At 66.2% G+C, this 19542-nt stretch carries 19 protein-coding genes and 1 pseudogene; 9 read left to right on the top strand and 11 right to left on the bottom strand.

What is annotated here, in order from left to right; all coding sequences use genetic code 11:
• Window positions 1-54 precede the first annotated feature (54 nt).
• From LIV37_RS12330 to LIV37_RS12300, 7 genes are all read right to left on the bottom strand, one after another.
• Window positions 55-1026, bottom strand: coding sequence for a LysR family transcriptional regulator (locus LIV37_RS12330; protein ID WP_121825552.1), 972 nt, complete (start codon window positions 1024-1026; stop codon window positions 55-57).
• 39 nt (window positions 1027-1065) lie between these two features.
• Window positions 1066-1248: a hypothetical protein gene (locus LIV37_RS52555; protein WP_020867443.1), complete on the bottom strand. Its 183-nt coding sequence runs from the start codon at window positions 1246-1248 to the stop codon at window positions 1066-1068.
• A gap of 100 nt (window positions 1249-1348) precedes the next feature.
• On the bottom strand, window positions 1349-3178 hold the full coding sequence (locus tag LIV37_RS12320) for an AMP-dependent synthetase/ligase (RefSeq protein WP_020867442.1): 1830 nt from the start codon (window positions 3176-3178) through the stop codon (window positions 1349-1351).
• Between the two features lie 46 nt (window positions 3179-3224).
• Window positions 3225-3725 (bottom strand): flavin reductase family protein, encoded by a 501-nt coding sequence (locus LIV37_RS12315; protein WP_020867441.1) that lies wholly within the window; start codon window positions 3723-3725, stop codon window positions 3225-3227.
• Window positions 3718-4461: an enoyl-CoA hydratase/isomerase family protein gene (locus tag LIV37_RS12310; protein WP_020867440.1), complete on the bottom strand. Its 744-nt coding sequence runs from the start codon at window positions 4459-4461 to the stop codon at window positions 3718-3720. Before LIV37_RS12310 ends, LIV37_RS12315 begins: the two co-directional genes overlap by 8 nt.
• Window positions 4462-4509: 48 nt before the next feature.
• On the bottom strand, window positions 4510-5328 hold the full coding sequence (locus LIV37_RS12305; RefSeq protein ID WP_020867439.1) for an enoyl-CoA hydratase/isomerase family protein: 819 nt from the start codon (window positions 5326-5328) through the stop codon (window positions 4510-4512).
• Complete coding sequence (locus LIV37_RS12300; protein WP_121825554.1) at window positions 5325-6503, bottom strand: LLM class flavin-dependent oxidoreductase; 1179 nt, start codon at window positions 6501-6503, stop codon at window positions 5325-5327. Before LIV37_RS12300 ends, LIV37_RS12305 begins: the two co-directional genes overlap by 4 nt.
• Window positions 6504-6701: 198 nt before the next feature.
• Here LIV37_RS12300 and LIV37_RS12295 point away from each other — a divergent pair, with 198 nt between their 5' ends.
• The 5 genes and pseudogenes from LIV37_RS12295 to LIV37_RS12280 all read left to right on the top strand — a co-directional run bounded on the left by LIV37_RS12295 (window position 6702) and on the right by LIV37_RS12280 (window position 12173).
• Window positions 6702-7469 (top strand): creatininase family protein, encoded by a 768-nt coding sequence (locus LIV37_RS12295; RefSeq protein WP_020867437.1) that lies wholly within the window; start codon window positions 6702-6704, stop codon window positions 7467-7469.
• 68 nt (window positions 7470-7537) lie between these two features.
• Window positions 7538-8086, top strand: coding sequence for a TetR/AcrR family transcriptional regulator (locus LIV37_RS12290; RefSeq protein WP_020867436.1), 549 nt, complete (start codon window positions 7538-7540; stop codon window positions 8084-8086).
• Between the two features lie 18 nt (window positions 8087-8104).
• Window positions 8105-8254: pseudogene (locus LIV37_RS52550) on the top strand (IS630 family transposase); the annotation flags it as partial.
• Window positions 8255-8487: 233 nt separating this feature from the next.
• The gene (locus LIV37_RS12285) at window positions 8488-10317 is read left to right on the top strand and encodes an AMP-dependent synthetase/ligase (protein WP_020867435.1); all 1830 of its coding nucleotides are present in this window, start codon (window positions 8488-8490) and stop codon (window positions 10315-10317) included.
• Window positions 10318-10874: 557 nt separating this feature from the next.
• Window positions 10875-12173, top strand: coding sequence for an MFS transporter (locus tag LIV37_RS12280; protein ID WP_020867434.1), 1299 nt, complete (start codon window positions 10875-10877; stop codon window positions 12171-12173).
• Window positions 12174-12266: 93 nt separating this feature from the next.
• On the opposite strand, the gene LIV37_RS12275 is transcribed toward LIV37_RS12280, so the two are convergent.
• Complete coding sequence (locus LIV37_RS12275) at window positions 12267-13925, bottom strand: sodium:solute symporter family transporter (protein ID WP_020867433.1); 1659 nt, start codon at window positions 13923-13925, stop codon at window positions 12267-12269.
• Between the two features lie 187 nt (window positions 13926-14112).
• On the opposite strand from LIV37_RS12275, the gene LIV37_RS12270 reads away from it, so the two are divergent.
• A complete protein-coding gene (locus LIV37_RS12270) occupies window positions 14113-14286 on the top strand; it encodes a hypothetical protein (protein ID WP_158634919.1) in 174 nt (57 codons plus the stop codon).
• 223 nt (window positions 14287-14509) lie between these two features.
• On the opposite strand, the gene LIV37_RS12265 is transcribed toward LIV37_RS12270, so the two are convergent.
• The 3 genes from LIV37_RS12265 to LIV37_RS12255 form a co-directional block, all read right to left on the bottom strand.
• Window positions 14510-14875, bottom strand: a complete 366-nt coding sequence (locus tag LIV37_RS12265) for a VOC family protein (RefSeq protein WP_121825557.1) — start codon at window positions 14873-14875, stop codon at window positions 14510-14512.
• A 111-nt stretch (window positions 14876-14986) separates the two neighbouring features.
• Window positions 14987-15487, bottom strand: a complete 501-nt coding sequence (locus tag LIV37_RS12260) for a flavin reductase family protein (protein WP_020867430.1) — start codon at window positions 15485-15487, stop codon at window positions 14987-14989.
• The gene (locus LIV37_RS12255; protein WP_020867429.1) at window positions 15480-15650 is read right to left on the bottom strand and encodes a hypothetical protein; all 171 of its coding nucleotides are present in this window, start codon (window positions 15648-15650) and stop codon (window positions 15480-15482) included. Before LIV37_RS12255 ends, LIV37_RS12260 begins: the two co-directional genes overlap by 8 nt.
• Before the next feature lie 318 nt (window positions 15651-15968).
• Between LIV37_RS12255 and LIV37_RS12250 the strand changes: the two genes are divergently transcribed.
• The 3 genes from LIV37_RS12250 to LIV37_RS12240 all read left to right on the top strand — a co-directional run bounded on the left by LIV37_RS12250 (window position 15969) and on the right by LIV37_RS12240 (window position 19531).
• A complete protein-coding gene (locus LIV37_RS12250) occupies window positions 15969-17150 on the top strand; it encodes an LLM class flavin-dependent oxidoreductase (protein ID WP_121825558.1) in 1182 nt (393 codons plus the stop codon).
• A gap of 100 nt (window positions 17151-17250) precedes the next feature.
• A complete protein-coding gene (locus LIV37_RS12245; RefSeq protein ID WP_167525888.1) occupies window positions 17251-18816 on the top strand; it encodes an AMP-binding protein in 1566 nt (521 codons plus the stop codon).
• A gap of 160 nt (window positions 18817-18976) precedes the next feature.
• Window positions 18977-19531 (top strand): NUDIX domain-containing protein, encoded by a 555-nt coding sequence (locus LIV37_RS12240; RefSeq protein WP_121825559.1) that lies wholly within the window; start codon window positions 18977-18979, stop codon window positions 19529-19531.
• Window positions 19532-19542: the final 11 nt, after the last annotated feature.

Raw genomic sequence — 19542 nt, 5'->3', positions numbered from 1 at the left:
TGCGGTTGACCTTCCCCGACGGGACGGCTCGCACCGGCGTCGCCATCTCGCGCGTCATCCCCAGGCCCGCTGCCGTGGTCCTGGCTCGCCGGTGTGGCCCTCGTGAACGCGGGAGACTCCTCGATGGGGATCGACCTCGGCCGCGTGCATGTAATCCAAAAAACGAGCCGCGACGGGCGAGAGGTCCTGAGAGCAGCGGTACAGCACGCCGGTGACCCTGCTTGCTCCCGGAGAAACCACGGGTACCGCGACCAGATCATCCAGACCGAAACCCTGCAACTCCAAGGCCGGCAGAGCTGCCACGCCCACGCCGGCCCGTAGCAGCCCGCGGATGGTCGCCGCGCTACAGGCATTGAAGTGGTGGCTCACCGAGATCGAGTGCTTGCTGAACGCGGCGTCGGTGATCGCTCGGATGCTGGTTCCGGGCCGCGTTGCGACCACGGTCTCACCATTGAAGTCCGCCCACGAGATGGAACTCCGCGCCGACCAAGGATGGCTGTGGTGCGCGACCCCGTAGAACTGTTCCCGCAGCAGTGGTGTGAAGCAGAAGCCGTCTGGCAGGTCACCGTGGGCGGTCAAGCCGAGTTCGACAGTCCCACCTTCGAGGCGTTCGACAACTTCATCCGCGGCCCCGTCGATGATCTCGAACTCCACCTCGGGGTGATCCAGCATGAAGCCGCGCATCACGCCCGGCAGCACAGCCGCCGCGAGCGACGGAAGCGCGGCCAGGGCGATGGTTCCGGACTGGGCCGCCACATACGACATGAAGCGGCTCAGTCGCGTGTCCACGTCGTCGAGGACGGCGCCCGTCATGAGGAGAAAGGCATGACCCGCGGCCGTCATGTCGAGCTGCCGAGTGGTGCGGTCGAACAACCGCACCCGCAGGAGACGCTCGACTTCCTTGATCCTTCTGCTGAGGACTGACTGAGAGATGTGCTCTGCCGCTGCTGCTTTCGTGAAACTGCCGGATGCGGCGAGTGTCCGGACTGCGCGAAGCTGCTGCAGCGTCAGGTCAGGGACCGGCATGGCTCCACCTCTTGCCGCATACTCGGGTGGACGTGGCAATCATGACTGAAACTGCGGTCCGGCGGCGTAGTAGCCGTTGTCGGCGTGCCCGGCCGACTCCGAGTGCTTGACCGTTTCCCGCGACATGCCGCAGGGCACAGGGGTGGCGGACAACAACGGCTGATGGCCACGGCAGGCACGGGATACGACCACCTGGTCGTTGATCAGCACGTAGAGTGCCATCGAAGGGTGTCCGGTTCTTCGCTCACACATCAAGCTGAACGCCCTCCTCCCACGCCTGCGGACCAATCTGACCTCACGCGATCTCCACGCGATCAACCACCTAGTTCGGCCTCGAGCGCACATGGTTTGCGATCGCCGCATCGTCGTTCGCGCCGTACATGTCGTCGATCAACGTTGCGAACGAGCTCACGACGGCATTGCGCTTGATCTTGCCGTTCGCAGTCCGCTCGCCGCGCTCGACTTCCAGGGACCGCGGCAGAACGCGAAAGTCCTTCAACTGCTCCACCCGCGCGAGGTCCGCGTTGACCCGAGCGACCTCCGCCCGCAGGCGTTCGGCCAGGACCTCTGCCGACCGGGCGGCTGCGGTTGTGCTCGGCTCGAACAGGACGGTGAGGTACTTACGGGCGTCGCCGACGACGATCGCCTCGTTGATCAGTGAGCTCTCCTTCAACCGGGTTTCGATGGGCTGAGGATTGATCGTTTTGCCGCCTCGGGTGATGATCACGTCCTTCTTCCGGCCGATGAGCCGGATGTCGCCGCGGGGTATGCGCTCTATCAGGTCACCGGTGCGGAACCAACCGTCCTGGTAAGCAGCCTCGGTCTCCGCCGGGTTGCGCCAGTATCCGTCGAAGAGCAACGGCGCGCGGAGCAGCATTTCGCCATCGTCCGCGACTTTCACCTGGAACCGTGGGTCCGGGAATTCCCTGCCGATGGAGCCCGGACGGGGGAACGGATGGTTGAAATGAGCTATGGGACACCCGGCGGTCTCGGTGAGACCGTAGTTCTCGCGAAGATCGAGCCCCCAGATCTGCCAAATCGCGATGACGCTTTCGGGCATCGCGGCAGACGCGGTGTAGGCAACCCGGATGCGATCCATTCCGACGGTTGCCCGCAGTGGCAAGAACACCCAACGAAGTGCGGCAGCGTACGCGATCCGCAGCGGTACCGAGGGCCGGCGATGGGACCAACGGCGTTCGGCTACTCTGCGGCCGACCCACATGGCGGCGCCATAGGCGTAGCGACGAAGTCGCGGCCAGACCTCCGTCTGTGCGATCAGTTCGCCGGCGATCTTCTCGTAGAACCGCGGCGGCCAGAGCACTGCCGTCGGCCGCACCGAACGCAACACGTCTTCGTAGTCACCAATGCGGCAGTATGTGACCACCAGCCGTGAGAGCAGCGGCGCGAACACCGACACCAGCGCCGGCGCCACGTGGGCCAACGGCAGGAAGCCCACGGCATCGTGCTCGTGGCGGAGGAGCTGCGGGTAGAGGCCGACGAACGTCTGAACCGCGTGCTGAAGCGAGCGGTGCGAATGGGTGACGCCTTTCGGAGCTCCCGTGGATCCCGACGTGTAGAACAGCACGGCGGCATCGTCGAGGGAGCCGCCGGCGACCAGCTCGGACAGAGGATCGGCGCTGTCGTCGGCGTACTGTGTTCCTTCATCGCACAGCGCTTCCCACGGTGTCCCTCTGATCACCTCGGGCAGCTCCGGCGGAGTGGCGTCGATTCCGACCACGAGCCGCAGCTTCGGTGTGTGTGTGGCGACCTTCGCCACCTTGCTGAGCTCCGTCGGCGTCTCGCCGATGAAGGCGACGGCCTCGCTGTGTACGAGGAGTTGCTCGATCTCGGCAGGTGAGTTGGTCGGATAGACGCCGATCACGACGCCGCCGACACTCTGCACGGCCAGCGCGGCGAACACCCACTCCGGGCGTGCGCTGCTCATCACCGCGACGCGATCGCCGTGCCGCACACCTTGCGCGACAAGGCCGAGCGCGAGATCTTGCACCCGATCCCGGTACGTCCGCCACGTGATCGTCTGCATCACCCCGTCACGCCAGTAGCGCAGCGCGACGGCGTCGGGTTCCCTGTTCGCGCGATCGAGCAGCAGCCCCGGTAGCGTCCGGGTTGGCTCGAAACTGGTCAGATCCATGACACGGCCTCTCTTCCAGAGCCGACAAGCCCGGGCCCGATGAGATTCATGCGGCACTCTCCCCGAGGCGCAGGAAGCCACCTCGGTACCACGTCACCGGCTTGCCACTACCTGTCCGCGCGTCGTGTACACGGCCGATGAGGATCACATGATCCCCGCCGGGTACGACTTGCTCCAGTTCGCAACGGATGACTGCCGCCGCATCGGGCAGTAGCGGCTGACCGCTTTCGTCGAATTCGAAGGCTCCGTTCGCGAACTTGTTTTCACCCTTTGTCGCGAACTTGATCGCCAACTCGGCGTGCGCGGGAGTCACGATGTTGACGATGAACCGCTCGCCCGCCATGAAGACGGGGGAGCAGTCCGCTCCTCGGTCCAGGCACACCAGGACGAGCGGCGGATCGAGCGACAGCGCCGCGAAGGAACTCGCGGTGAACCCGTGCGGCGTGCCTGACGCGCTTCGCGTCGTCACGATCGTCACGCCTGAGGGGAAGCGGGCCAACGCCGAGCGGAAGGCGTCCGGGTCCAGCCCTTGAAATCGATCAACCATGAAATCCCTCGCGGGCGGCTCGGGCGGCAGGGTCGTTGAAGACCGTGCGCGCGTCGGCGACCGTGACGCGGAGTTGCTCTTCGACCGGCCAACGGGAAGTTCCTGAGTGCAGGGCCCGTTTCAGCGCCGCGAACACGGCAGGTGGTTTCGCCGCTGCCGCCCGCGCGTCCGCCATCGCGATCGCGAGCAGGTCGTCCTGCTCGACCACCTGGTCGACGATGCCCATCCGCTCCGCGTCGAACGCGTCGACGGGCTCTCCGCCCAGCAGGAGGCGCCGGGCCGCGCGGTCGCCCAGGACCCCGCGCACCCGAGTGATCCCCTTCACGGCCGGCAGCATCCCGTGGTTGATCTCGGGGAAGACGAAACGCGCCTCAGTCGACGCGTACACCGTGTCGGCGAACAGGGCCATTTCGATGCCGCCACCGACGCACCAGCCGTTGACCGCACACACCAGCGGCCGGGGAAAGTCCTCCAGAGCGCAGAGCAGCGCGTGAAACGACGCCATCCGCTCGACCATCGAATCGGCGCCGAAGCCGATGGCTTCCTTGATGTCGCCACCCGCGCAGAAGAAGCGCTCACCAGCTCCCGTCAAGACCACCGCGGGGGAGTCGGGGCCGTCGGCGAGGGTTTCCAGCGTCGTTGTCAGCTCGCTGACGAGCGAGTTGCTGAGCGTGTTGGCCGGCGGGTGGTTCAGGGTGAGTACAACCACGCCGTCCACTTCGTCGGACGCGTGCACAGCGCTGGGCGCTGTGTTGTGCGAGGCAATGCTCATGCTCGCCTTCCCTCAGTTCGCGGGTGCGCCGGCGGTGCGAGCGGAGGGGAAGTCCACGGGGCGCTTCTCCCGGAAAGCCTGGCGTGCTTCGGCGTAGTCGGCACCGGCGAAGTCGAGGATCTCGAGTGCCGAGGACAGCTCGTGCTGGGGCATCGCGTTGGTGAGCCAGGTGTTGAGAGCGCGCTTGGTGAATCGGAGCGCCTGCTGGGAACCGCGGGCCAGCTGGGACGCGACCTCGAGCGCGCGGGGCAGTACCTGCTCGCGGGGAACGGACAGGCTCACGAGCCCGATCCGCTCGGCTTCGGCGCCCGTCAGCTTCTCGGAGGTGAGCACGTAGTACTTGGTCTTGGCCATGCCGACGAGCAGCGGCCAGATGAGCGCGGCGTGGTCGCCGGCGGTCACGCCGACCTTGGTATGGCCTTCGATCAGCACCGCGTCGTCCGCGGCGATGCTGATGTCGGCGAGAAGCGCGGTCGACAGCCCGTAGCCGACCGCGGGGCCGTTGATCGCGGAGATGATCGGCTTCTCGATGCGCAACATCGTCGCGACCCGCTTGCGTTCGGTCTCCAGCATCGCGAGCGCATCCTGGGGCGTGGGATCGGGCTGAGCGACGTCCATCCCGGTACAGAAGGCCTTGCCGGCCCCGGTGATGACGACGACCCGGGTCTGGTCGTCGCGTTCGACGTCGGCCCAGATCTGGTTCATCTCCTCGAACATCGGCAGGGTGAGAGAGTTGTACCGGTCGGGTCGATTGATCGTGATCTGGAGGACGCCGTTGTCGTGGCGTTCGACGAGGATGTCACCGGTGCCGTGCTGGTAGAGGTCGCTCATCGAACCGTCTCCTTCTGCGCGAGGTTGTGGGTGTCGTTGAACTGGCGGAGTGCTTCTTCGTGGGCGGGGCGGGCGGCTCGGATCTCGGCGAGTACGTCGTCGGCCGGGCGCACGACGTTGCGGGGGTGTTTGAAGCGGGGGATGACGTACTTGCCGAAGAGTTCGATCGAGCGCATCAGCTGGTCGTGGGGCAGGCTGTCGACACGCAGGACGAGTGCTTCGACGCCCATGTCCGCGTATCGCTGTACGTGTTCGATGCAGTGCTCGGGGTCGCCGACCATGAAGCCCTGGGAGTGTTCGAACATGTACTCTTCGTCGTTGAAGTCGATGTCCTTGACGGCGCCCATGTAGGCGTAGTCCTTCGACAGCTTCGACAGGCGCTCATATGCGTCGGTGGACAGCTTGGCCATCTCGAACAGGGGCTTCGCCTCGAGGCGGGCCTGGGCGGTGGTCTCGGCGCAGTGCATACCACCGGCGACCGCGACCATCTTGCGCGGCGTGATCGGGTGGGGGTGGTTGGTGGCGGCGAGAGTGTCGTCGTAGAGCTTGACCATGTTCTCGACGAGGTCGAACCCGAGGTAGAGGCCGCCCATGATGGCGCCGATACCCATCGAGGCGGCCGTCTCGACCGAGCTCGGGCTGCCGGCGGCAGCCGAAAGGGGCGGGTAGGGGCCCTGCAGGGGCTTGGGGACCAGGCTGCGCGGCGGAATCTTGTAGTGCTCGCCCACGTACGAGAACACGTCGTTGAGGAACGCGCTGCGGATCAGCTCGATGCCCTCACGCCACTGGGCCTTGTTCTCGGACGGGTCCACCTCAAACGCGCGCAGGGCGAGCGTGGTGTTGCCGCGCCCGGTACCAAGCTCGACACGGCCGTTGGACAGGATGTCCTCGGTCGCCACACGCTCCGCGACGCGCAGCGCATGGTTCATCCGCGTCGGCAGCAGCGTCACCAGGTGGATGAACCGCATCCGGCTCGTCAGAGCCATCAGGTACGGGTAAAGCACTTCCGGAGCGGAGACCGAAGCCGTACCCAGAGCAACATGCTGCTCGGAACTACCGAAGGCATCGAAGCCAACCCGCTCCGCAAGCAGAACCTCCTCCACAAGCTCCCGGTAGCGGTGCTCATGCGTAAGCCCGACCGGGGTGTCCCCCTCAGACATGAGGATGAAGTCCATACCGACCCTTCCGTCAAATGTTAGTGGGCGATAACGTAGGGCGTGGCCCAGCCCAGGTCAAGGCCCCCGAGGGATGGTGAACGTGTTAATTATGAGTAACATGTGTAAGCCTCGACTGCGGGCCTCTCCCCATCCGTCGAGTAGTGACGCATCCGCGAGGTACGGGTCGAGCAGGCACAGGAGGAGGAGTGACTACACATGAGCGAGTTGCGGATTGAGCGTTTGACCTCGCCTGACATCGCGAGTGCCATCGCGAGCGGTATGCGTACGGCGGTCTTGCCGCTGGGCGCCACGGAGCAGCACGGTGCGCATCTGCCGATGTCGGTCGACAGTGATCACGCCGATCGACTGGGTGTTCTTGTCGCCGAGCGGCTTGGCGACGCGCTCGTGCTACCGACGGTGCGGATCGGCTGCTCGTCGCACCACCTCGGCTTCGCCGGAACGCTCTCGCTGCGGGCCGAGACGCTCGAAGCGATCTGCGCCGACTGCTGTGCGAGCCTTGCCGGGCACGGCTTCCGCAGGGTGCTGATCTTCTCGGCGCATATCGGCAACTACCCGGTGCTCGGCGACATCGAGCCGAAGCTCGCCGCGCGGCTTCCCTCCGACCTGGATGTCGTCGCGTTCGCAGACTCGGCAGCGGTCCTCCGCGCATGGCGCGACGCCGCTCAACGCGTCGCCGGCCTCGCCGACCACGTCGGAGGCCATGCCGACGTCGCCGAAAGTTCGATCATGCTAGCCGTGCGGCCGGACGCCGTGAGGAACGATCGTGCCGCCGCAGGTTTCACCGGGTCCATGGATGACGCGTTGCTGGCCCGCGTATTCACTGACGGTGTCAAGGCAGTCGCACCCAGCGGGGTGCTCGGTGATCCGCGCGGCATGTCGTCCGAGCTGGGCTTCGCCTGTCTGACCGCGGTGGCCGACCTGCTCGCGGAACACGCAAGGGCACGTTATCGACCGCTCACCTAGACTAGACTCTACATGTGTCGAGCTCACCTTCCCCCCGTACCGCGTCTCCCCGCGCCACCCGCCGGCAGGTGCTGATCAAGGTCGCCGGAGAGTTGTTCAACGAGCGTGCCTTCGATGCGGTCACCACTGAGATGATCGGCGCGCGTGCCGGTGTGACCGGCCCCGCGCTCTACCGGCACTTCCCGAGTAAGCAGGCGTTGCTGATCGCGGTGCTCGAGGATCCGCTCAACGAACTGCTGGTTCATGCCCGCAAGACGGCAGCCGAGGTGACGGATCCACGCAAGGCACTCGAGGAGATGATCGATTACCACGTCAAACGCAGTCTCCAGAACGTTCCGTCCACGCTGGTGTTCCTGAAGAACGAACACAACGTCCCGGAAGACGAGCGCCATCGCATGCGGCGCATGATGCGCCTCTACGCCGAAGAGTGGAGCGGACTGGTCACCCGGCTGCGGCCCGACCTGTCAGACGCGCAGACCCGCGTTCTCACACACGCCGTCTTCTCGATGATCAACGCGGTGCCCCAGTTCAACAGCGGCCTCGATCCCGACATCGTCGCGACGACCATCCGCACCGCCGCGATCAACGCGCTACTCGTCCCCGCGGACGCGATCTGACAGGAGTGGGGGTCTTCAAGGGCGCGGCTCGTAGCCGCTGACCTGATCCAGGCCGGGGTTGGTGACCGTGAGGTGACCCGGCGCTTCGGGATGACCCGGATGTCGGCGAACCGCTGGCGGCGAGCGTCGCCCTCCACGTCGTGCGCTGCGGGGGGCGATCGGGCACTACACGCCATCGCCTCCCTCCTTCGTCACTTCAGACTGACCGGCGCCCCGGTCGGGCTCGCCATGAGCCGCGTATGGGCCCGCTTCCCTCGACGCCGCAGCGGTCATGCGCTGCCATGCGCTGCGAGCCGGTGATGTGGTGCCGCGGTGATTTCCTCCACCTCGGAGCAGGGTGTTACATGAAACGTATCGAGCCCGGCTCGTCAGCTCTGGTGGGTCCGCGGAGAGGCCGTGCGATGGATCTGATGAATTTTGAACCGATCCGGACGCATCCGCAGCTGTTGCTTGATCGTGCGCGCTCCGACCCCGACATCGTCGCGCTGCGCCACTGGCGCGATGGGGTTGTGCACGCGATCACGTGGCGGACGTACCGAGATCGGGTACGCGAGATCGCGCTCGGCCTTGTCGACCACGGTGTGCGGCACGGCGATCGCGTCGCGGTGATGAGTAGCGCACGCCCCGAATGGGCCTTCGCCGCGCTGGCCGTGCAGAGTGTCGGCGGCGTGGTGGTGGGCGTCTACCCGACCAACTCGCCCGCCGAGATCGAGCAGATCCTGGCGCACAGCGAGGCAGTGGCCTTTATGGGCGAGACAACCACGGAGCTCAACAACGTGGCGGAGATCGCGGCCCGCATACCGAAGCTGCGGCTCGTCGTCGGCATGGACACCGCCCCGTCGGCGCTACCTGAGAAAATCACTGGGACAACGTGGGAGAAGCTGCGCACAGAAGGAGCGCGACATCCAAGCGTCGTATCCGACCGTCTGGTCGAGATGGTCGCTGCCACGACACTCGACGACCCCGCCGTTCTCTTCTACACGTCGGGCTCCACAGGAGCTCCGAAAGGCGTCACACACTCGCACCGTACGCTTCAGCACTCGGTCCAGACCGTCGTCGGCCTCTATCCGGAACTCGACAGCCGTGAGCACGACATCGTCGGCTTCCTGCCGCTGGCCCACGTGGCGCCGGCGCTGCTGCTGATCTTCACTCCGCTGCTCTCACATCTCGTGGTGACGTACTGCCGCATCGAGGACTACGAGGACGCGTTGCGCACCGTGCGGCCAACGGCGCTGCTGTGGCCCCCGCGCTTCTACGAGAAGGCCGCCGGCGAGCTGATCGCACGAACGCAGGCTTGGCCCCGGGTGCGCCGGTACGCCTACAAAGGCGCGATGTGGGTCGGTCGCCGAATGGCCGATCGCCGTTGGTCCGGTGGTCATCCCTCGGTATTGCTGCGGATCGCATACACCGCAGTGCTTCACCGTGTCTTCCTGCCGTTGCGGGCAAGCGTCGGATTGGACCGCCTGCGCGTCGCTTTCACCGCCTCTGCCGCGATGCCCGAGAACGTCATCGCGCTGTGGCAGATCTGGGGGCTGGATCTCCGCGAATGCTATGGCCTCACCGAAACAGCAGGCTGCCCCGTTGCTCATTTCGACCAGACGTTTCCGCGCCCGGGATATATTGGTCGAAAATTCCCGGACCCACGCTTCCAGGTCGAGGTCGCGCATGATGGTGAAATGGTGGTCCGCGCACCACTGTTGTTTCGCGAATACTGGCGCAACCCCGAGGAGACAGCTGCCGTTCTGCAGGACGGTTGGTTCCGTACCGGCGACCTGATCGAGCGTACCGCGCACGGTGAGATCCGCCTCATCGGCCGGAAGAAGGACGTGATCATCACCAGCGGCGGCAAGACGATCAATCCGCAGCCGACCGAAACCCGGCTGAAGGGGAGCTCGCTGATCAGCGAAGCGATCGTCGTGGGCGACGCGCGCAAGTGCCTCACCGTGCTGCTCGAACCGAGCACACAGGCCAAGGCGCTGACTGCGACGGCGCTGTCCGAACGCCTGTGGGCCGAGCTGGGGCGAGTCAACACCGACCTCGCACGCGCGCAACAGCTGAAGGACTTCCGTGTGCTGCCTCGGCCCCTCGAGGCCGAACGCGGCGAGCGGACCGCGAATGGCAAGGTCAAGCGGAACGCGGTAGTGGATTCATTCGCTACGCTGATCGATGAAATGTACTCCGGAAATGACGACACGGTGATCGCGAACCACCTACGGCCGCGGTCGCATTAGTGAAGGCTCCCGATCTGACACGACAACAGCGCCGAGCAGTGCAAGCCGATGCCGCGGCGCAGACCTTTCTTGCGCGCCACTCCCGGATCATGTCTCTTCTGCATCCATACTTGTGGAATTTGAATTAGTCCAGTCGTATCAGTGCATTGCGCGTCTGTGTACGACGGGTCAGAGTCAGCACATGCGAAGTGCATCGAGTGTGTGCGTACGCAGTTCCTGCTGACCCACGAGGTATGGCATGCGATCGGCGGCGCTCCATCAATGCGCCCCATCATCCGATGGCCATCCGTTCCGCAGTCGTCGAATCAGCAGTCACCGACGAGGTAGCCCTGACGACTGCGCCGCTCGAATCCAGAGAGATCGGGGCTTCAGCCCCCTGAGGCAGCACCGGGCACCGGCGACTGCCGACCTCGCCACAGTGCCTCGGAGCCTGACCCGACGGAAGGGTCCGGTCAGGACCCACCCCCTGATCGCGCCGAGCAACGTGACGGCGTCGACCTCGCGCGGCGAGGGCGGCCGAACGGCGCGTCTCCCATCCTGGGTGACAAGGAGAGTCAATGACGACGGTACAACATTCCGAAAAGACGATCAGCTTGAGGTCCGCCCGGCGCGCATCGCTGGCGGGCGGCGTCGGGACACTGATCGAGTACTACGACTTCAGTGTCTATGGGTTTCTGACGCTCACCATCGGACCGTTGTTCTTCCCCAGCGACAATCCGACGGTCTCAACCCTGTCCGCGCTCGCGGTGTTCGCGTCGTCCTACCTCATCCGTCCGCTCGGTGGCTGGTTCTTCAGTCGCCTCGGCGACCGCCGCGGCCGCCGGACAGCCCTCGTCGCGACGATCGTGATGATGGGCGCGGCGTGCGGCGTGATGGGCCTGCTGCCCACCTACGGACAGGTCGGAGTCGCCGGGACGATCGCCATCGTCGTTGTGCGACTCGCCCAGGGGTTCGCTGCCGGTGGTGAGATCGGTGGCGCGGCCACCTACATCGCCGAACTGGCGCCGCCCGGCAAGCGGGGCTTCTACGGATCGACGGTTTCCATGGGGTCCACTCTCGGGTTCGCCGTGGCCGCCGGCGTCGTAGGGCTGGTCCGGCTGCTGGTTCCGGCCGACCAGATGGCAACGTGGGGCTGGCGGATTCCGTTCCTCCTCTCGCTGGTCCTCACTGTGGTGTGTCTGCGGGCTCGGCTGCGGGTCGAGGAGTCGCCGCAATTCCAAGAGCTGAAGGAGAAGGCCGCGATCGTACGCAGCCCGATGCTGGCCGCTCTGCGGAGCCACCCGCTGTCGGTCGCCCGCGTGGCGGGCCTGGCCATCGCGTTCAACGGCACCGGCTACTTCGGCGTCGCCTACTTCGCCATCTTCCTGCAGGAGGAAGGATTCTCCGCCACAGGCGTCGCCTGGACATCGGCGTTGTGCATCGCCCTGTCCACCTTCACCTACCCATGGGCGGGCAAGTTGACGGATCGCTACGACCGCAAGCCCATCCTGCTGGCGTCCTACATCATCTTCGCCGTCATCGCCTGGCCGGTCTTCGCAGTCCTCATCGCGGCAACCAACCTCTGGGCCGTCGGGGCCGTCTATCTGGTCTTCATGTTCTTCACCGGGTGGGCGCAGGTACCTACGTGGCCGTTGGCCACGGAGCTGTTTCCGGCGAGCGTGCGCTACTCAGGCATCGCGATCGGCTACAACCTGGGCGTGATCATCGGCGGCATCACGCCACTCGTCGCCGCTGCCCTCGTGGCCGGCACCGGAAGCAGAACCAGCCCCGTCTACTGGATCCTCGCCGTAACGCTCATCGGAGTGATCACCGTCGCGCGACTGCCGAAGACCGCGTCGAAGCCGCTACCCGCCTAAGCGGACAGCCAGATCCACGATCTCCTGCACCCGCGCGGAAGCCGCCCGGGTGCAGGAGATCGTCGGGCCTGCGGATACCACAACCGCGGCGAATCAGCCCGCATGCCGACCGCGTGCTGTCCGCGGGCGGGCTGTGCTCCTCCGCCCGACGTCCTTTCCCGTCGTACGCACCGCACCGGCGACCGGTTGAGAACTCTCTGGTGAGGTGAGGCTGCCGAGCCACCCGAGGAAGAATGCCGCCGGCACGGACACCATGCCCGCGTTGTAGTACGGATACCAGTTGAAACTCAACTCCGGCCACAGTGAGTTCTCGGCACCGGTGACGACGGGTGAGGAGGCCGTGAACAGGAGGGACAGCAGCAGTCCCCCGTAGACGGACCAGAGAAGCCCCCGGCGATTGAACTTGGGCCAGAAGAAAGTGTAGATCAGCGCCGGGAACACACCCGACGCCGCAACGCAGAGAGCGAAGATGACCAGGGACTCGACCGGGTACCGGCTGATGGCTGTGGACAGCGACAGGCTCACGGCGACCAGGACGACGAGGGTCAGACGCAGTACTCGCGCTTCTCCGGTTCGGGTGCGCGGTCCCTTGCCCTGAGCGAACACATCACGCGCGAAGGTGACAGCGGCAGCGAAGGCCACACTTGACACGGTCGTGAGCGCGGCGAGGAAGGCCACGGACGCCATGGCCGTGATGAGCGCGACGCGCGCCACTGAGCCGTGCGGGAGTACTTCCGAAGCCAGCAGAATCGGGGACCCCTGCCCAACGTCGTCAACCGCTCGGATGACGTCGCCTCCCACCACGGCCGCGGCCGCGAAGCCCGCCGCGCTCAGGAGGACGACAAAGGCAGCACCCAGTCCCGAGGCAATGCTCATGGACCGGCGTGCCGAGCGCCCGGTGCGGGAGGCGCTCACCCGCAGGATCAGGTTCGGCAGCACGGCCGTACCGAGGATGACGACGATGTGTTCGCCGATCGCGTTGAGTGATCCGAGGTTCGCGATGCGCGGCCAGAGTCCGGGGCTCAGATATCCGCTCGGCGACACGCTCTTCTCCGCCGCCGCGGAGAGCAGATACCCGGGGTTCCACTCGAATCTGCTGAGGGCCAGCAGCGTGATCAGCGAAAGCGTGATCAAGGTGACGACCACCTTGACGACCTGCATGAAACTGGTGCCTCGCAGATCTGCCACGACGGCGAAGAAGCCGACGAGAAGCCCCATCAGCACCGTGCAGACCACTTGGGTTCCATGGTTCGACCGGCCGATCAGGAGGGCCACGCTGATGCCGGTGGCCCGCAGTTGGACCATGAGAAGGGGAATGGTGATCACGAGCGTCACCAGAGCCGCGGCAGTCCGCGACGCGCGCCCCGCGGCACGCAGGGAGAAGAGGTCACCGAGCGTGTAAGGCCCGCTGTCGCGTATTTTTTGAGCAAGGAGCAGCAGTACACCGAGGGCGAGCATGAGGTCGATGGCGATGCTGAATCCGTCGTAGCCGTACAGAGCGATAAACCCGGACGTCACCAACAGGGTGACGACCGTGATCTGCTCGCCCGCCATGGCGAATCCGTTGAAGACCGGGGAGAGCGACCGATCCGCGAGGTAGAGCCTCTCCGGCTCGTGTTCCTGACTCGAGGCAAGCGTGAAAAGCCACAGGACAGACAGCCCGATGAATACCAGGAAGGCGACGATCACGGGGCCTCTGGCGTCTGAACCGATCGGATCGAGTACAGCTGCGCCCACGATGTGCACGGTCACCGCTTCACCGCCAGGGATCATCGACGGCGGACGCACCCGACGTCTCGGCCTGGGGCATGCCGGAGGTCCGGGCCCGCTCGACGGGATCGCAGGCTGTGCATCGCGCCTCGTACACCCACACGGTGGCGACGAAGAGGCCGCATTGAAGGACGCCCCAGACGAGGCCGAAGGTGATGTGCCCGTACACATGAACCGCGGGAACGGCGGTCAGCAAGGACAGCGCGATGCCGACGGCAAGAGGGACGGTGTTGGCGGCAACGAATGCACGCCGGGCACGACGCGTGGTTTCGCGGAGACTTTCACCGTGCCGCAGTTGGAGGGCATCGAGCGATGGGTCCGGTGCCGGCGGGTGATCGGGTGAGGGTGAGGGTGAGGGGAAGACGGGGTGCACGGAAACCTTCCGGGCTTGGAGGGCGGGTGACGCGGTCGGCCGGCGTTGGTGCCTCGGACGCGCAGGTCGTTCCGGCGCGCGAAGGATCTGGGATCTGGCCGACGGCCGGGGAGGGACACGAACAGGAATGTCCATGGCACCCGACGTCTCGGTCCGGGGCACGGCGGAGGCCGACCCGCTACCGGGCTGACCGCTACCGCGGCCCGTAGATCACTACGGTGTTGCCCCATGGGTCCCGGGCCACGGCCCGGACCTCGTGCGGGCCCTGCTCGGGCTCCCGGACGACGGATCCGCCGCCTTGTACGAGGGCGGTGAGCGCCGAGGTCACGTCGGGGACCTTGAACGACGCCGCGGGCACCCCACCGGTGACGTCCTCGGCCGGGCCGGTCAGGGCCAACGTGGTGCTGCCGGCGTCGAGGGCGGCGTAGCGGTCGCCGTCGACGAACTTCGTGGCCAGGCCGAAGGTGTCGGTGTAGAAGCGCACGGCGGCGTCGATGTCGGCCACCGGGTGCAGCACGTTCCCGATCTTCACGAGGTCGATCTCCACGGAATCACTCACCGGACGGCCCCGCAGTACGGCCCGAGCGGAGGGTTCCACCACACCGCGCGCCGCGCGTGGATGAACCACTCGTGCGATCCACCGGAGCTGATGAGCCGGGGCCGATGTCATTCATTTGACGCTCTGCCCGAGGTGGAGGAAATCACCGCGGTACCACATCACCGGCTTGCCGCTGCCTACGCGCGCGTCGTGCACGCGACCGATGAGAATGACGTGATCTCCGCCGGGGATGGCTTGCTCCAGCTCGCAGCGGATGACCGCCGCGGCGTCGGGCAGTATCGGGTGTCCGCCCTCGTCGGACTCGAAGCTTCCGTGTGCGAACTTGTCCTCGCCCTTCGTGGCGAACCTCTTGGCCAACTTCGCATGCGCGGGCGTCACGATGTTCACGACGAACTGCTCAGCCGCTATGAAAGCTGGGAAGCAGTCCGCTCCTTGGTCCAGGCACACCAGAACAAGTGGTGGATCGAGCGACAGCGCCGCGAAGGAACTCGCGGTGAACCCATGCGGGGTGCCCCCGGCACTTCGGGTCGTCACGATCGTCACGCCGGCAGGGAATTGGGCCAACGCCGAACGGAAGGCAGCCGCGTCCAGCCCCTGGACTTGATCAGCCATTCCACACCTCGCGGACAGCTCGGACGGCGGGGTCGTGGTAGCCGCCGAAGGCATCAACGTCGACGTGCGCCGCGAGTGGCGCCTCCTCGACCGGCCCTCGGTAACGGTGCTCACGTGCGAGCCCGGTCGGGATGTCCCCCTCAGTCATGACGATGACGTCCATGTCGATCCTTCCTCGAATGTTATTGGCGAATAACATATGACGTGGCCTGAGTGCGGTCAAGTCCCCGGATGAAGAGGTGAATCCGTTAGTGTGCAGTAACGAAGCGGGAGTCGCGTCAGTCCGCGGCCGCCTGTGCGGCCCTGTGTGGCTGTCGATCGCGATGTGACCGGGGTCGCTCTGGTCGCGGCCCCTCCCGTGCGCGCCCGGTCGACCTCTGTTGTTATCACAAGGTAACGCCCGTCACTCTTCCTGGGGCCTTGACCTGGGCTGGGCTACGCCCTACGTTATCGCCCACTAACATTTGACGGAAGGGTCGGTATGGACTTCATCCTCATGTCTGAGGGGGACACCCCGGTCGGGCTTACGCATGAGCACCGCTACCGGGAGCTTGTGGAGGAGGTTCTGCTTGCGGAGCGGGTTGGCTTCGATGCCTTCGGTAGTTCCGAGCAGCATGTTGCTCTGGGTACGGCTTCGGTCTCCGCTCCGGAAGTGCTTTACCCGTACCTGATGGCTCTGACGAGCCGGATGCGGTTCATCCACCTGGTGACGCTGCTGCCGACGCGGATGAACCATGCGCTGCGCGTCGCGGAGCGTGTGGCGACCGAGGACATCCTGTCCAACGGCCGTGTCGAGCTTGGTACCGGGCGCGGCAACACCACGCTCGCCCTGCGCGCGTTTGAGGTGGACCCGTCCGAGAACAAGGCCCAGTGGCGTGAGGGCATCGAGCTGATCCGCAGCGCGTTCCTCAACGACGTGTTCTCGTACGTGGGCGAGCACTACAAGATTCCGCCGCGCAGCCTGGTCCCCAAGCCCCTGCAGGGCCCCTACCCGCCCCTTTCGGCTGCCGCCGGCAGCCCGAGCTCGGTCGAGACGGCCGCCACGATGGGTATCGGCGCCATCATGGGCGGCCTCTACCTCGGGTTCGACCTCGTCGAGAACATGGTCAAGCTCTACGACGACACTCTCGCCGCCACCAACCACCCCCACCCGATCACGCCGCGCAAGATGGTCGCGGTCGCCGGTGGTATGCACTGCGCCGAGACCACTGCCCAGGCCCGCCTCGAGGCGAAGCCCCTGTTCGAGATGGCCAAGCTGTCCACCGACGCATACGAGCGCCTGTCGAAGCTGTCGAAGGACTACGCCTACATGGGCGCCGTCAAGGACATCGACTTCAACGACGAAGAGTACATGTTCGAACACTCCCAGGGCTTCATGGTCGGCGACCCCGAGCACTGCATCGAACACGTACAGCGATACGCGGACATGGGCGTCGAAGCACTCGTCCTGCGTGTCGACAGCCTGCCCCACGACCAGCTGATGCGCTCGATCGAACTCTTCGGCAAGTACGTCATCCCCCGCTTCAAACACCCCCGCAACGTCGTGCGCCCGGCCGACGACGTACTCGCCGAGATCCGAGCCGCCCGCCCCGCCCACGAAGAAGCACTCCGCCAGTTCAACGACACCCACAACCCCAGCCACCACAAGGAGACCAGCCGATGACCGACCTCTACAACCACGGCACCGGCAACGTCCTCACCGAACGCCACGACAACGGCATCCTCCAGATCACGACCGGCGGCCCGGTACACGGAGCGGTGCGATGACCCGCGACCTGGGCTCCTTGTCCTTCGAGCCGTTGACCCCGACGTCGTATCTGGATCGTGCTGCGGCGGCGCATGGGGATCGGGTCGCGGTGGTGGATGGGCCGTCCCGGTGGACCTATGCGGAGCTGCGTGATCGGTGTCAGCGGTTGGCGGGCGGGTTGGCCTCGTTGGCCGGGGGACGTCCGGTGGCGGTGCTGGCACCGAACACGCATGTGTCGCTGGAGGCGCACTACGGGGTGGTGTGGGCGGGGGTGCCGCTGGTCGCGGTGAACACCCGGCTGTCGGCGGGCGAGGTGGCCTACATCCTGGAGCACTCCAAGGTGTCAGTGCTGGTCCACGACCCGTCGTTCGACGCGTTGGTGGACGAGGCCCTCGCCCGGCTGGACGCCCCACCGCACCGGATCAGGGCGGGGCGGGAATACGAGGATCTGCTGGCCGCGGCGGAGCCGCTGCACCTGACCCCGACCGACGAACGGGCGCTGCTGTCGATCAACTACACCTCGGGGACCACGGGCCGCCCGAAGGGCGTGATGTACCACCACCGGGGCGCGTTCCTCCAGGCCGTGGCGATGGTGGGACACACCGGACTGACGCCGTCGAGCGTGCACCTGTGGACGCTGCCGATGTTCCACTGCAACGGATGGACGTTCCCGTGGGCCGTGACCGCGGCGGCTGGGACGCACGTCTGCCTGCCGAAGGTGAATCCGGCGGAGATCTGGCGACTGCTCCGGGAGGAGGGCGTCACGCACCTCAACGGGGCGCCGACGGTGCTGTCGATGATCGCGTACGCCCAAGAGGCCGCGCCACTGGACCGCACGGTGCGGATCGCCACCGGTGGGGCGCCGCCGTCGCCGGCGATCCTGCGGCGGATGGCGGCGCTGGGGTTCGAGGTCACGCACCTGTACGGGCTGACCGAGACTTACGGCCCAGCGATGCTGTGCGACTGGCGCCCGGAGTGGAACGACCGCGACGCCGCGGCACAAGCGCGGCTCAAGGCGCGCCAGGGCGTCGGGAACATGATCTCGTGTGTGCCGCGGGTTATCGCGGACGACGGCACGGACGTCCCCGCGGACGGTGTCACCACGGGGCAGATCGCGTTGCGGGGCAACAACCTCATGCTCGGCTACCTCGACGACCCGGAGGCCACCCTGGCAGCGGTGCCGGACGGATGGTTCCGGACCGGGGACATCGGGATCCTGCACCCCGACGGGTACGTGGAGCTGCGTGACCGCTCGAAGGACGTGATCGTCTCGGGTGGGGAGAACATCGCGTCGGTCGAGGTGGAGCAGGCGATCATGGATCATCCGGCGGTACTGGAGGTGGCGGTGATCGCCGTGCCGGACGAGCGCTGGGGTGAGGTCCCTGCCGCCTATGTGAGCCTGCGGGAAGGCGCTACAGCCACCGAGGCGGAGATCATCGAGCATGTGCGGGGCAGGCTGGCCCGGTTCAAAGCGCCGAAGACGGTCACGTTCACCGAGTTGCCGAAGACCTCCACCGGAAAGACCCAGAAGTTTGTGTTGCGGGACAAGGCATGGGCCGGGAGCGAGAGCCGCATCCGGTGAACGACGTGAACGGACCGGCGGCACGCGAGGTTGCCTCAGAGCGTGTCACACCTCGTGCTTTCACGGGGCACGGCGTCCGGTGGTGATCAGAAACGCGAAGAGCTCCTGCCCGCAAGGGGACTTTTGCAGGGTCCAGGCCGTCGCATGAAGGAGGCACCAGATGAAGAAGCGCGTCGGGCCCTCCCCGGGGGTCCGTACCGAAGGCGGTGGTCGCGGGGTGGTCTCCCAGGCTTCACAAGGGGCACAGTCCCTGAATGCGTCCGGTCGCCCCAGGTCTCAGCGGCAGGTGGTCGCCGTCATCCTCATGTGGCGAGGGCGCATCGGGTTGTTCAAGCGCAGTGGAACTGTCCAGCATGATGCGGGCTTGTGGCACTGCATCACCGGATATCTGGACGCTGACAGCGACCCGGTACGGCAAGCCATCCAGGAGATCTGGGAGGAGACTCTGCTGCCCGCCCGCGCTCTGGAGCAGCTGACCGCGGGCCCCACGCTGCGTCTCGCCGACCCTCGTGGCGGGCCGGACTGGACCGTGCACACTTTTTTGGCCTGCACGAGTCAACGCCGGCTCACTCTCAACTGGGAGCACAAGGCATACCGGTGGGTATGGCCCTGGAAGCTGTCACAGTTCGACGGGCAGGTCGTATGGCTGACGGATGTCCTGCGAGCAGTCGACTCTCTGCCGTCAGCCAAGGCACGTGACAGGGCCGCGTATTAAGGCCGGTGCGA

It is taken from the genome of Streptomyces rapamycinicus NRRL 5491 (assembly GCF_024298965.1).
GTDB lineage: Bacteria > Actinomycetota > Actinomycetes > Streptomycetales > Streptomycetaceae > Streptomyces > Streptomyces rapamycinicus.
Note: the sequence above shows the minus strand (reverse complement) of the source record. Positions and strands in the feature narration are given on the sequence as shown.

Bases quoted from the DNA above. Each gene is read 5' to 3' on its own strand.
- LIV37_RS12330 (WP_121825552.1), bottom strand. From the start codon at position 1,026: ATGCCGGTCCCTGACCTGACGCTGCAGCAGCTTCGCGCAGTCCGGACA.
- LIV37_RS52555 (WP_020867443.1), bottom strand. From the start codon at position 1,248: ATGGCACTCTACGTGCTGATCAACGACCAGGTGGTCGTATCCCGTGCC.
- LIV37_RS12320 (WP_020867442.1), bottom strand. From the start codon at position 3,178: ATGGATCTGACCAGTTTCGAGCCAACCCGGACGCTACCGGGGCTGCTG.
- LIV37_RS12315 (WP_020867441.1), bottom strand. From the start codon at position 3,725: ATGGTTGATCGATTTCAAGGGCTGGACCCGGACGCCTTCCGCTCGGCG.
- LIV37_RS12305 (WP_020867439.1), bottom strand. From the start codon at position 5,328: ATGAGCGACCTCTACCAGCACGGCACCGGTGACATCCTCGTCGAACGC.
- LIV37_RS12300 (WP_121825554.1), bottom strand. From the start codon at position 6,503: ATGGACTTCATCCTCATGTCTGAGGGGGACACCCCGGTCGGGCTTACG.
- LIV37_RS12295 (WP_020867437.1), top strand. From the start codon at position 6,702: ATGAGCGAGTTGCGGATTGAGCGTTTGACCTCGCCTGACATCGCGAGT.
- LIV37_RS12285 (WP_020867435.1), top strand. From the start codon at position 8,488: ATGGATCTGATGAATTTTGAACCGATCCGGACGCATCCGCAGCTGTTG.
- LIV37_RS12280 (WP_020867434.1), top strand. From the start codon at position 10,875: ATGACGACGGTACAACATTCCGAAAAGACGATCAGCTTGAGGTCCGCC.
- LIV37_RS12270 (WP_158634919.1), top strand. From the start codon at position 14,113: ATGAACCGCGGGAACGGCGGTCAGCAAGGACAGCGCGATGCCGACGGC.
- LIV37_RS12260 (WP_020867430.1), bottom strand. From the start codon at position 15,487: ATGGCTGATCAAGTCCAGGGGCTGGACGCGGCTGCCTTCCGTTCGGCG.
- LIV37_RS12255 (WP_020867429.1), bottom strand. From the start codon at position 15,650: ATGGACGTCATCGTCATGACTGAGGGGGACATCCCGACCGGGCTCGCA.
- LIV37_RS12250 (WP_121825558.1), top strand. From the start codon at position 15,969: ATGGACTTCATCCTCATGTCTGAGGGGGACACCCCGGTCGGGCTTACG.
- LIV37_RS12245 (WP_167525888.1), top strand. From the start codon at position 17,251: ATGACCCGCGACCTGGGCTCCTTGTCCTTCGAGCCGTTGACCCCGACG.
- LIV37_RS12240 (WP_121825559.1), top strand. From the start codon at position 18,977: ATGAAGAAGCGCGTCGGGCCCTCCCCGGGGGTCCGTACCGAAGGCGGT.